The 11,933-nt window shown below is 66.5% G+C and carries 10 protein-coding genes; all 10 read left to right on the top strand.

The window, feature by feature from the left end; genetic code table 11:
* The first annotated feature begins 11 nt into the window (after positions 1-11).
* Positions 12-950, top strand: a complete 939-nt coding sequence (locus HNR24_RS06745) for a cation diffusion facilitator family transporter (RefSeq protein ID WP_058888472.1) — start codon at positions 12-14, stop codon at positions 948-950.
* A 49-nt stretch (positions 951-999) separates the two neighbouring features.
* On the top strand, positions 1,000-1,824 hold the full coding sequence (locus tag HNR24_RS06740) for a superoxide dismutase family protein (protein ID WP_182495389.1): 825 nt from the start codon (positions 1,000-1,002) through the stop codon (positions 1,822-1,824).
* A gap of 279 nt (positions 1,825-2,103) precedes the next feature.
* Positions 2,104-5,079 (top strand): DUF4040 family protein, encoded by a 2,976-nt coding sequence (locus tag HNR24_RS06735; RefSeq protein WP_232301748.1) that lies wholly within the window; start codon positions 2,104-2,106, stop codon positions 5,077-5,079.
* Entirely contained in the window at positions 5,076-5,639 is a 564-nt protein-coding gene (locus HNR24_RS06730) for a sodium:proton antiporter (protein ID WP_083504785.1), read from the top strand. Before HNR24_RS06735 ends, HNR24_RS06730 begins: the two co-directional genes overlap by 4 nt.
* Positions 5,636-7,240, top strand: a complete 1,605-nt coding sequence (locus tag HNR24_RS06725) for a monovalent cation/H+ antiporter subunit D family protein (protein WP_083504786.1) — start codon at positions 5,636-5,638, stop codon at positions 7,238-7,240. The genes HNR24_RS06730 and HNR24_RS06725 overlap by 4 nt, the downstream gene beginning before the upstream one ends.
* A complete protein-coding gene (locus HNR24_RS06720) occupies positions 7,237-7,644 on the top strand; it encodes a Na+/H+ antiporter subunit E (RefSeq protein ID WP_083504787.1) in 408 nt (135 codons plus the stop codon). Before HNR24_RS06725 ends, HNR24_RS06720 begins: the two co-directional genes overlap by 4 nt.
* The gene (locus tag HNR24_RS06715) at positions 7,641-7,907 is read left to right on the top strand and encodes an MrpF/PhaF family protein (RefSeq protein ID WP_058888476.1); all 267 of its coding nucleotides are present in this window, start codon (positions 7,641-7,643) and stop codon (positions 7,905-7,907) included. The genes HNR24_RS06720 and HNR24_RS06715 overlap by 4 nt, the downstream gene beginning before the upstream one ends.
* Positions 7,907-8,263, top strand: a complete 357-nt coding sequence (locus tag HNR24_RS06710; RefSeq protein ID WP_232301749.1) for a cation:proton antiporter — start codon at positions 7,907-7,909, stop codon at positions 8,261-8,263. The genes HNR24_RS06715 and HNR24_RS06710 overlap by 1 nt, the downstream gene beginning before the upstream one ends.
* 42 nt (positions 8,264-8,305) lie before the next feature.
* Complete coding sequence (locus tag HNR24_RS06705) at positions 8,306-9,577, top strand: YihY/virulence factor BrkB family protein (protein ID WP_198144707.1); 1,272 nt, start codon at positions 8,306-8,308, stop codon at positions 9,575-9,577.
* A 459-nt stretch (positions 9,578-10,036) separates the two neighbouring features.
* A complete protein-coding gene (locus HNR24_RS06700) occupies positions 10,037-11,878 on the top strand; it encodes an ABC transporter substrate-binding protein (RefSeq protein WP_182495388.1) in 1,842 nt (613 codons plus the stop codon).
* Positions 11,879-11,933: the final 55 nt, after the last annotated feature.

The following is an 11,933-nucleotide window of genomic DNA, read 5'->3' as shown; positions in this document are numbered from 1 at the left end:
ATGACTGAACCATGCACCACCACGACCACGGGCTGACCAGCAGCGCCGAGACCCCCGACCGTGCCCGCTCGCAGCGCCGCCGGCTGGGGATTGCCTGCGCGATCACCCTGGGGATCGTCCTGGCCCAGGCACTGGGCGCCTGGGTGACCGGTTCGCTGGCGCTGCTCACCGACGCGGTGCATTCGCTCACCGACAGCATCGGTCTGGGCGTGGCTCTGGTCGCAGCAGGACTGATGTACCGCGCCGCCACGGCCCAGCGCACCTGGGGATTCCGACGGGTCGAGATCCTGGCGGGCCTGATCCAGGCGACGTTGCTGCTGGGCGTGGGCATCTACGCCGCGGTGGAAGGCATCAGCCGGCTCGGCGCCCCTCCGGTCATCCTGCACCTGGAGCTGCTGCTCTTCGGAGCGGCGGGCCTGGCGGGCAACGTCATCTCGCTGGTGGTGCTCGCCTCGGGCCGCAAGGCCAACTTGAACATGCGCGCGGCATTCCTCGAGGTCAGTGCGGACGCGCTGGGCTCGCTCTCGGTGATGATCGCCGCCGTCGTCATCTGGACCACCGGATGGCAGCAGGCCGACGCCGTGGCCGCGCTGGCGATCGCGGCGCTGATCATCCCGCGCGCGGTGCTGCTGCTGCGTGAGACCGCCCGAGTGCTGCTGGAGTTCACCCCGCGCGGGCTGGACCTGGAGAAGGTCAGGGCGCATATGCTGGCCCAGGACCATGTGCAGGAGGTCCATGACCTGCACGCCTCCACCGTAGCCACCGGGCTGCCGGTGATCTCGGCCCACGTGGTGCTCGACGACGCCTGCTTCCGCGAAGGCTGCGTCCCTGAGACCCTGAACCGGCTGAAGACCTGCGTGGCCGAACACTTCGATGTGGCCGTGGAGCACTCCACCTTCCAGCTGGAACCACGCAGCATCGCCGCAGCTGAGACCCATACACACGCCTGAACCGAGGTCGGTGAGCTCCCGCTGAGGGTGCCCGGTAAGCTGTGCGCTCATGAGCACTCCACCTCTGAGGTCCACAGCCCGCAGGTCCCGCGGCATGTCGCTGACCGGGATCGCGCTGCTCGCCGCGCTCGCGGTCACCGGCTGCGGCGATGCCGAGTCTGAGCCCGAGACCGAGGGGGCTGCAGGGTCCCAGGACGACGCCGCGCAGGTCGACACCGCCGAGCCCGCTGACGGCGAGACCGACGACGAGGGTCAGGGCACCGGCCCCGGCAGCACCGAGGAGCCCTTCGCCAGCGCAGAGATCAGCGACGTGGCCCAGAACGCGATCGGCACGGTGAGCTTCACCGAGGTCGACGGCGGCACGCTCGTCGAGGCAGAGGTCTTCGACCTCGACGCCGGCTTCCGCGGCATCACCATCCACGAGCGCGGCGTGTGTGAACCGCAGTCCAGCTCAGAGTCCGGGGTCTTCGGCGACTATGAGTCCTCCGGGGGACACCTCGTGGGCACCGCGGAGGAGGACCTGGGAATCGTGGACGGCGAGGAGGCCCCCGAGGAGGAATCGCCGGAGACCGACCTCGATGACCTCTCCGAAGACGTGCCACCGGCCGAGCCGGAGGCGGTCACCCACCCAGACCACGCCGGAGACCTGCCGAATCTGTTGGTCAACCAGGACCGGACGGGCTGGCTCAGCCTGGTCAGCGATCGGCTGAGCGCCGAGGACCTGCTCGGCACCGAAGGCCGCTCCGTGATCATCCACGCCCAGGCGGACAATCATGGCAACGTTCCGGATCGCTACTTCGGACCCGATGCGCAGACCCTCACCGACGGTGACGCCGGCAGCCGAGTGGCCTGCGGCGTCGTCGCAGAGCAGTGAGCACCACCCCCGGCCATCAGAGGGCTTAGAGGCCTGCGGCGACGGCACGGCACCGGCGCTGTAGCACGAATCTCGGCCGCGCGTGGCATGCCCCCACGAGCTGGACTCAATTGCTGTGGGATCGGCTCGGTAGATATAGTCGATCACTGGTGTGCCGGGAAGACTGGTCGGCGATGAGCTTTTCCGCGCCGTTTCACCCGCACCGACTGGAGGCCCCATGCATTCGCGAAGACCTTCCATGCGCTCGTGGGCGCCGGCGGTGGTCCGCCGATGAGCCTCATGGTGCTCCTGCTGCTGACCCTCGCCCTGGTCCCGCTCTCGGTCCTGGTCCATCGCGCCCTCGGTCGAGACACCGGATTCTTCGCCGCTGTGGCGCTGACCGGCATCGGCGTGGCCACGCTGCCGTGGCTGAGCACCCTGCTCGACGGGGGAGTGCTCGAGGAGCACCTGCCCTGGATCCCGACCGTCGACGTCGGGCTGAGTCTGCGCCTGGATGGGCTCGGGATGGTCTTCCTGCTGCTGATCCTCTTCATCGGCGCGCTGGTGATGGCCTATTCCGCCCGCTACTTCTCGGTCAAGAAGAAGACCTCGGATTATTACCTGTGGATGCTGATGTTCGTCTTCGCGATGAGCGGGATGGTCATCGCCGATGACCTGATCCTGCTCTTCGTGTTCTGGGAGTTCACCACACTGTGCTCCTTCTTCCTGATCAACCGCTCCGGAGACAAGGCTCCGGCCCCGGCGCAGCGCACCCTGCTGATCACCGCCGCCGGCGGGCTGGGCCTGCTCACCGCGGTGCTGCTGATCATCGTGGAGACCGGCACCACCTCGATGTCCCAGGCGCTGACGCACAGCGCCTGGACGGAGAACACCACCTTCACCTCGGTGGTCGCGGTGCTCATCGCGTTCGCCGCCTTCACCAAGTCCGCGCAGTTCCCGTTCCACCTGTGGCTGCCCGATGCCATGGTCGCCCCGGCGCCGGTCTCGGCCTACCTGCACGCCGCGGCCATGGTCAAGGCCGGGATCTACCTGCTGCTGCGGTTCTCCCCGGTCTTCGAAGAGTCCACGCTATGGCAGGTGCTGCTGATCAGCGCCGGTCTGACCACCGCCCTGATGGGTGCGCTCTTCGCCCTGCAGCGGCACGACATCAAAGAGATCATGGCCTACTCCACGGTCTCCCAGCTGGGCTTCCTGGTCGCCGTCATCGGCATCGGCACCCCCACCGCACTGGTGGCCGCCACGATCCACGTGGTCGCCCACGCGCTGTTCAAGTCCGCGCTGTTCATGATGGTGGGCATCATCGAACACGAGGCGCATTCTCGAGACATCCGCCGACTCAACGGGCTGAGCAAGACCATGCGGATCTCGCTGGTGATCACCCTGATCTCCTCGCTCTCCATGGCCGGGGTCCCGCCGCTGCTGGGCTTCGTCTCCAAGGAGCACCTGCTCGCAGGGTTCCTCTCCGCGGATATGCCCACCGTCCTGACCTGGACGCTGACACTCATGGCGGTGCTCGCCGCGATCGGCACCTTCGCCTACTGCGGGCGGATCGTGCTCGGCGCATTCACCAGCTACACCGGCGCCGGGTCCAAGGACGAACACCACGAACCCATCGACCCCACCACCCCGCACGAGGCCCCCGCCAGCTTCTACCTCCCGGCGCTGCTGCCCGCCGTCGCAGGCCTGGTGCTCGGCTTCATCCCCTTCGTCTTCGACGGGCTGATCACCCGCGCCGGCGAGGACGCCCAGACCGGGACCTATGAGGCGGAGTTCGCCCTCTGGCACGGATTCAACACCGAACTGATGCTCTCCGCGGTGATCGTCCTCGGCGGACTGCTCGTGGTCGCCATGCGTGCCCGGCTGGATGATCTGATCCCGCGCCGCATCCTGCCCTTCACCGGGGTCCAGGTGGTCGAGTCCATGCGTCTGGGATCGATCAACTTCGGGCGCCGGGTCGGGAACATCACCCGCACCGACATGCACGGGGTGCACCTGGCTGCCCCGGGCATCCTGCTCGCGGGTCTCTTCATCGCGGGGATGATCGCAGCCCCGGTGGTCGGGGATTTCGACCCCGGCCACACCCGGATGACCGACTGGGTGCTGATCGCGCTGCTGGTCTGCTTCCTCGCCGGCACCGTGGCCACGGAGAACCGCGCCGCCGCGGTGGTGCTCGCCGGTGGTGCCGGCTTCGTGGTCGCCGCCTGGTACTTCGCCCTGGGCGCGGTGGACGTGGGCATGACCCAGCTGCTCGTGGAGATCCTCACCGTGGTGGTGCTGGTCCTGGTGCTGCGCAAGCTTCCCAAGCGCTTCCACAAGGTGACCCGCACCCGACGCGGCATCTCCATCGCCGTGGCCCTGGCCTTCGGCGTGATGGCCTTCGCCGCGACCTTCGCGCTCACCGGGCGTCGCGGACAGGCACCGATCGCCGAGTGGTACCTGGAGAACACCTACGAGGAGACCGGCGCGCTGAACGTGGTCAACTCGATCCTGGTGGACTTCCGAGCACTGGACACCTTCGGTGAGCTCACCGTGCTCGGCGTCGCGGGCTTCGCGATCCTGGCACTGCTGAACTCCTCCTTCGCCACCTCGGACAACGAGCCGCCGGCCTCCCGGCAGTGGTCCGGGACCCCGCTGGACCACGCCGGGGACAACACCACTGCGATGCGCAGCGTCTTCAACTGGATGGCGCCGTTCATCGTGCTGCTCTCGCTGATCCTGCTGCTGCGCGGTCACTACGAGTCCGGCGGCGGGTTCATCGCCGCGCTGGTCGCCGGCGGCTTCTTCGCCCTGCGCTACCTGGTCGCCCCCTCGGACACCTCGGTGAAGCTGCGCTTCGACTACGCGCTGGTCATCGTCGGAGGCATCATCACCGGCGCCGCCATCGGCTTCGCCGGCTACCTCGAAGGCTCCTATCTGCGCCCGGTGGTCATCGCCGAAGGACTTCCCATGCCCTGGGGCTCCGACGCCGGCTTCTCCCTGACCACCGCGCTGATCTTCGACGTCGGCATCTACCTCGCCGTCATCGGTGCGGTGCTGGTGGCCCTGGACCGGCTGGGACAGGCGCAGCGCTACCCTGCGGAGCTGCTGAAGGCGCACCGCCGGGCCCATGGCACCAGCGAGGCCGAGCTCTCCACGGTGAAGGCCCCCGCCGGCTACCACGCGGACCCCGGGGATCTGCCCTTCGAAGTCCAGGCCGACGAGTCCTGGCCAGGGGTCCACACCGAGAATGACCCGAGAGGGGTGAACGACCGATGAGCATCGCCATCGCTGTAGGCCTGCTCACCGCCGCGGCCGTCTACCTGTTCATGCAGCGCGGGATGGTGCGGATCGTGCTGGGCTTCGTGCTCGCCAGCCACGCCGCGAACCTGATGCTCTTCGCCGCAGGCAACACCGCCTACCGGGGCGTGCCCTATATCGGCTCCGGCGAGGTCGGTGAGCAGGCGGACCCGCTGCCGCAGGCCTTCGTGCTCACCGCCATCGTGATCGCCTTCTCGATCACCATGTTCATGGTGACCCTGGCGATCACCACCACCACCGATGATGACACCGAAGACGTGGAGGTCTCTCCGGCCCGGCTGCTCGCCGCGGACCGCGGCGACACCAACGACGCCGGCTACTTCGGCCTGACCACGGAGTCCGGTGACATCGTGGTGGACCGCGGGGAGGATGAGACCGGGGACCCCTGGCCGGAGAAGACCTCCGATACGGGCATGGCCTCAGGGGTGGAGAACTCCGACCCCGCCGCACCCAGTGCGGCAACACCAGACGCAGAAGCCCCAGAGGCTGAGACGACCCGGGAGGGGGAGACCCGATGACCGAGATCCTTCCTCCGCTGCTTCCGCTGGCGGTCGGTGTGCCGCTGCTACTCGCCGCGTTCGGAGTGGCGCTGCGCAAGAAGCGCCTGGCCCGGCACATGATCAGCCTCGGCACCCTGGCCGTCCTGTTCGTCTTCGCGGTGCTGCTGGTCATCGCCACCGGCGACGGCACCGTGCTGGTCCACCAGGTGGGCCTCTGGGACTACGGGGTCTCGATCCCGTTCGTCGTCGACGCGCTCTCCGCCCTGGTGCTGATGATCATGTCGGTGCTCGCCATCGCCAGCGTGCTCTTCGCCATGGCCACCCACGAGGCCCGGGCCCGGTTCTTCCACCCCTTCGTGCTGGTGCTCATGGCCGGGGTCTCCGGCGCGCTGATGACCGGTGACATCTTCAACCTCTTCGTCTTCATCGAGGTCATGCTGCTGCCCTCCTACGGGCTGCTGGCGATGATGGGGGCCAAGCTCGGCGCCCACGGCGCCCGGATCTACGTCTCGGTGAACCTGCTGGCCTCCACGCTGCTGCTGGTGGGCATCGCGCTGGTCTACGCCACCGCGGGCACGGTGAACCTGGCCGAGCTGCACGGGGCGGGCAAGGAGGACCCCGCCGTCGCCCTGGCCGGTGGCGTGGTGCTCACCGCCATCGCGATCAAGGCCGCGGTGGTGCCGGTGCACGGCTGGCTGACCCGCACCTACGCGATGACCTCCCCGGCGGTCACCGCCCTGTTCTCCGGGATCCACACCAAGGTCGCGATCTATGCGATCTACCGGATCTACTCGCTGCTCTTCGACGGCGACGAGCGCTTCCTCTGGGTGGCGCTGCTGATCACCTCGGCCACCATGCTCATCGGCGTTCTCGGCGCAGTGGGGGAGAAGACCACCCGTTCCATCCTGGTCTTCCACATGATCAGCCAGATCGGCTACATCCTGATCGGCGTCGGACTGTTCACCCTGCTGGGTCTCACGGCCGCGATCTTCTACCTGCTGCACCACATGATCGTGAAGGCCTCGCTGTTCCTCTCCACCGGCGCGATCGAGGAGACCTACGGCACCGGGGAGATCGACAAGCTCGGCGGCATGCTCAAGCGCGAGCCGCTGATCGCAGTGACCTTCATGGTGGCCGCGCTCTCACTCGCCGGCCTGCCGCCCTTCTCCGGGTTCGTCGCGAAGTTCGCGATCATCCAGGCCACCCTGGCCGAATCCCACTACTGGGTGGCCGCCGTCGCGGTGGTGGTCTCGGTCTTCACGCTGCTCTCGATGCTCAAGATCTGGACCGGGGTCTTCATGGGATCCGAGCCCGCAGACCTGCAGGAGCGGGCACTGACCTACCAGCAGCGGATGCACGGGAAGCGCTACCTGCGGGTCCAGGCCCAGGCAGAGACGCCCACCCTGACCATCGGGCCCCCCACGGCGACCACCTCCGCGGTGCTTGCCGGGAAACAGGCGGTCAAGGTGCCCTTCAAGCTGATCTTCCCGGCGATCCTGCTGGCCGCGATCACTTTGTTCTTCGGCCTCGGGGCGGAGCTGCTGATGGGCTGGTCAGAGACCGCGGCGGAGAACCTGCTCAACCCAATGGACTACGTGAGGGCGGTGAGTGGAGCATGATGAGCTGGCCTTTCCGGATCATCGGATTCCTCTTCTGGTACGCCAAGGAATTCGTCAGCGCCAACCTCTCGGTGACCGCCGAGGTGCTGCGCCCGCGGGCACGCTCGAAGATGCGTCCGGCGATCGTCGCAGTCCCCGCGGCCTCGCGCAGCGAGAGCGAGTGGACGCTGATCTCCTCGCTGATCACCCTGACTCCGGGCACGCTGACCATCACGATCTCCCGGGAGCACGGGATCCTCTACGTGCACGGGATGTTCGTGGAGAGCCGCGAGGAGCTGGTCGCCGAGATCCAGGAGATGGAGGACCGGATGCTGCACGCGATGCGCCGCGCCCCCGGTGACCTGACTCGTCCCACCCAGCTGCCGGTGGTCCGCCCGCTGGATGAGGCAGGTGAGAGCCGATGATCTCCGAGTGGACTCTCGAGATCGCGCTGATCCTGCTCGCGATCGGCATGGTCATCGCCTCTGTGCGTGGACTGCTCGGCCCGCGCACCATGGATCGCGCCGTGGCCGCGGACCTGATCTTCTTCGCCACCATCGGCTTCGTCGCCCTGATCGGACTGCGCACCAACATCGAGGCGCTCTTCGACATCATCCTGATCGCCACGCTGCTGGGCTTCATGGCGGCGCTGTCCATGGCACGACTCGGATCTGGAGGCCGCCGCTGATGACTCTGACCGACTTCGCCGACATCCTCGGCCTGGTGTTCATCTTCCTGGGCATCGCCACAATCGTGATCTCGGCCATCGGGCTGTTCAAGCTTCCGGATCTGTACCTGCGCGCCTCGGCCGTGGGCACCTCCGCGGGACTGGGTGTCGCGTCCATCGTCTTCGGGGCGCTGCTGATGGATTTCAGCGGGTTGAACCTGATCAAGGCGATCATCGCGATCATCGCTCAGCTGCTGACCTCCGCGGTGGGTTCCATGGCCATCGCCCGGGCCGGGTACCTCAACAACGCCCTTCCGGCAGCGATCACCCACATCGACGAGCTGGCAATGACCAGACGCAGCGAATCCAGCAGCTAATGGACAGTTGGTGATGGGGTCACATGCGGATAGTTTGAGTCTATGAGCGCTCATTCGGACCCGCAGGGTCAATCAGACGATTCCAGTCCGGCCAGCCGTGTCGCCGGTGCCCTGAAGGCTCACCGCGCCCCACGGCATCAGATCGAGGATCAGGGCCGCTCCGGCGGCACCGTGCATCAAAACGGTCAGCTGCGGGTGGGGACCCTCTCCGCCGCGGCGGATCAGCCCTATATGGTCAAGAACCGGCAGCGCGAGGACTTCGAGGCGGCCACCGCCGGTGACACCGAGGAGAAGAAGACCTCTTCACCGGTGAAGCTGACCGGCACCACCTGGAAGTACAGCATCAAACGCACCTTCACCGAATTCGGACGGGACAGCTGCACCGACCTGGCAGCGGGGCTCACCTACTACGCGGTGCTCTCGGTCTTCCCGGCGCTGATCGCGCTGGTCTCGCTGATGTCCTTCGTCGGTGAGAGTGAGCGCACCCAGGAGTTCCTGCTCTCCACCGCCGCCCAGATGGTGGAATCCGACACCATGGAGCAGATCCGAGAGCCGATCATCGCGATCACCAGCGTCCAGGGCGCCGGAATCGGGCTCGCACTGGGCATCCTGACCGCGCTGTGGACCGCCTCGAACTACGTCAATGCCTTCTCCCGGTCGATGAACCGGATCTACGAGGTGGAGGAGGGTCGCTCCATGCTGAAGCTGCGGCCGATCTTCTACCTGGTCACCGCCGGGCTGCTGGTGCTGGTCGCCACCGCGATCTTCCTGCTGCTGACCTCCGGCCCGATCGCCCGCGCCGTCGGAGACACCGTCGGACTCGGGGACACCGCCGTGACCATCTTCAACTGGGGCACCTATCCCGCACTGCTGCTGGTGGCCGCGGCCTGCATCGCGATGCTCTACTTCGCCACGCCGAACCTGCGTCAGCCCGGAGCCCGCTGGATCTCCGCGGGTGCCGTGCTGGCCATCCTGGTCATGGTGCTCGCCACCACCGCAGTGTTCTTCTACGTGGCGAACTTCAGCAGCTACGAAGCCACCTACGGGGCGCTGGCCGGCGTGATCATCTTCCTGCTGTGGGTCTACATAATGAATCTGGTGCTGCTGCTCGGAGCCGAGTTCGACGCCGAGCTGGAGCGCGGACGTCAGCTCCAAAGCGGCATCGAGGCAGAGCGCACCATCATGCTCCCGCCGCGGGATATGAGCGCCGCGGAGAAGAAGTCGAAGAAGTATGAGGACCTGGTCGCCCAGGGCCGCGCACTGCGACTGACCCAGGGTGAGACCTCGGATCCTGAGGACTCCTGGCGGCGCTGAGGCTGCCTTCGAGCTGGCTCGCGTAACACTGTGACTTATTAGCAGGTCAGGCCGGGCTACTGATCAGTAGCCGCAGTCGCAGCCGGATGTTGCATACGTGTTACAACTAGCAGAGTGGTCCGGCTCACAAAAATTGCGGACACCTGACCGCCTGGCAGCTCCCGTGCAATTCCTAAGCCGGAATTGCACGGGAGTTTCTTTATCTACGGTGGGTGGTTGCATGTTTCACACATGTTTTGGGGGCTTTGAAGCACCCGCCTTGGGTGGGTGATCTGGGTCATATCTCTGGCGGTTGCACCGGGTAACGATTCAGACACGCAGCAGGAAAACGTCCTCAGGTGCGTGGCGCCGACCGTAGTCTGGTTCGCACATTGAACCGGTGTTAGATGAGTCACCTTCTCGAGGGATGAGGGAAGACATCGGCGCCGGTCACATCGCATTGAAGGATGAGGAGCAACTGTGAAACTGAGGAAACTCTCTGCGGCGACGGCCCTTCTGGCCACCGGCGCACTTGTGCTCTCCGGATGCACCCCGGGCGGCGACAACGGCGACGCCGACGGCGCGGACACCGGCAACGGCGAGACCAGCGGCAACACCGACGCGTTCAACGCGGAGGGCCAGCAGTTCACCACGGAGCCCGAGGACACCGGCAAGGCCGATACCAGTGACCTCGAGACCATGGACGACGAGATCTCGGTCTCCATGGGTGAGATCGAGTTCGTGGGCTACAACGGCAGCACTCCCGAAAGCTACAGCGTCTACAACTCCACCGTGGTGAACCGGATCTTCGAGGGCTTCGGCTACTGGGGCACCGACAACGTCTGGTACGCCAACGAGGACTTCGGCTCCTACGAGGTCGTCAGCGAGGACCCGTTCACCGTGGAGTACACCATCGGCGAGGACGTCTCCTGGTCCGACGGCACCCCGGTCACCGTGGCCGACTACGTGCTGGACTGGGCCTACCAGAACGCCTCCCTGACCAACTCTGATGATGAGCCGCTGTTCAACGGCATCTCGCAGACCTACGGCGAGCGTGTGCTTGAGGGCCCGCAGGGCGATCCTGAGGGCAAGACCTTCACCATCGAATACACCGAGCCCTTTGCCGACTGGGAGATCATGGTCAACTCCACGCTCCCGGCGCATGTGGTCGCCGAGCAGAGCGACATGGAGCTCGACGAGCTGGTCACCGCGGTGCGCGAGGCGGACACCGACGCACTGGAGCCCGCAGCCGAGTTCTGGAACGAGGGCTGGCTGACCGACCCCGGCACGTTGCCCGATGAAGAGCTCATTCCGGTCACCGGACCGTACACGCTGGATAACTGGCAGGCCGGTGAGTCACTGACCATCACCGCCAATGAGGAATACTGGGGCAACGCACCGGGCACCGAGCGGATCGTCTTCCGCTTCGTCAACGACGGTCAGCACGTCCAGGCCCTGGAGAACGGTGACCTCAATGTCGCCCGCCCGCAAGCCACCGTGGACACCCGCGGTCAGCTTGAGCGGCTCGAAGACCAGATCGTGCTGCACGAGGGCGAAGCCGCCACCTGGGAGCACCTGGACTTCAACTTCATCGAAGGTGGAGCCTTCGCCGACAGCCTGGAGCTGCGCGAGGCCTTCGCCATGTGCGTGCCGCGCCAGCAGATCGTGTCCAACCTGGTCGAGCCGGTCAACCCCGAGGCCACGGTGCTCAACGCCCGTGAGTCGCTGACCTTCGAGGAGAACTACGAGGACATCGTCTCCGAGAGCTACGACGGCACCTATGACGAGGTCGACATCGAAGGTGCCGCCGAGATCCTCGAGGCAGAGGACGCGGTGGGCACCGAGGTTCGCATCGGCTACGCCGCTCCGAACCCGCGCCGCACCGACACGGTGGCCGAGATCAAGGCCTCCTGTGACGAGGCCGGCTTCGAGATCGTGGACTCCGGGTCCGAGGACTTCTTCGGACCGGGCGGCGCCCAGGAGACCGGCGACTACGAGGTCGCACTCTTCGCCTGGGCCGGTTCCGGCCAGGTGGTCTCGGGACAGAACATCTACTCCACGGATCGCCCGCAGAACTACGGCGGCTACTCCAACGAGACCGTGGATGACCTGTTCAACCAGCTCGCCACCACAGAAGAAGCTGACGAGCAGCAGGAGATCATCATCGGCATCGAGCAGGAGCTCTGGGGAGACCTGTTCGGGATCCCGCTCTATGTGCACCCGCAGCTCTCCGGCTCTGACATCTCGATCAGCAACGTCCGCGACACCGCCTCGCAGGACCAGATCGTGTGGAACGCCGAGCAGTGGCAGCGCGCCGAGTGATCTCAGCAGTCCCCAGGTCCCGCCCAGCCGAGCATCTCAGCTGAGCTCAGGACCG

Origin of the sequence: Nesterenkonia sandarakina (assembly GCF_014138825.1) — a bacterium.
In the GTDB taxonomy this organism is placed as follows: Bacteria; Actinomycetota; Actinomycetes; order Actinomycetales; family Micrococcaceae; genus Nesterenkonia; species Nesterenkonia sandarakina.
Note: the sequence above shows the minus strand (reverse complement) of the source record. Positions and strands in the feature narration are given on the sequence as shown.

Excerpts from the sequence above, each read along its gene's own strand:
- HNR24_RS06705 (WP_198144707.1), top strand. The coding sequence starts at position 8,306 with ATGAGCGCTCATTCGGACCCGCAGGGTCAATCAGACGATTCCAGTCCG.
- HNR24_RS06715 (WP_058888476.1), top strand. The coding sequence starts at position 7,641 with ATGATCTCCGAGTGGACTCTCGAGATCGCGCTGATCCTGCTCGCGATC.
- HNR24_RS06740 (WP_182495389.1), top strand. The coding sequence starts at position 1,000 with ATGAGCACTCCACCTCTGAGGTCCACAGCCCGCAGGTCCCGCGGCATG.
- HNR24_RS06735 (WP_232301748.1), top strand. The coding sequence starts at position 2,104 with ATGGTGCTCCTGCTGCTGACCCTCGCCCTGGTCCCGCTCTCGGTCCTG.
- HNR24_RS06730 (WP_083504785.1), top strand. The coding sequence starts at position 5,076 with ATGAGCATCGCCATCGCTGTAGGCCTGCTCACCGCCGCGGCCGTCTAC.
- HNR24_RS06725 (WP_083504786.1), top strand. The coding sequence starts at position 5,636 with ATGACCGAGATCCTTCCTCCGCTGCTTCCGCTGGCGGTCGGTGTGCCG.
- HNR24_RS06720 (WP_083504787.1), top strand. The coding sequence starts at position 7,237 with ATGATGAGCTGGCCTTTCCGGATCATCGGATTCCTCTTCTGGTACGCC.
- HNR24_RS06710 (WP_232301749.1), top strand. The coding sequence starts at position 7,907 with ATGACTCTGACCGACTTCGCCGACATCCTCGGCCTGGTGTTCATCTTC.
- HNR24_RS06745 (WP_058888472.1), top strand. The coding sequence starts at position 12 with ATGCACCACCACGACCACGGGCTGACCAGCAGCGCCGAGACCCCCGAC.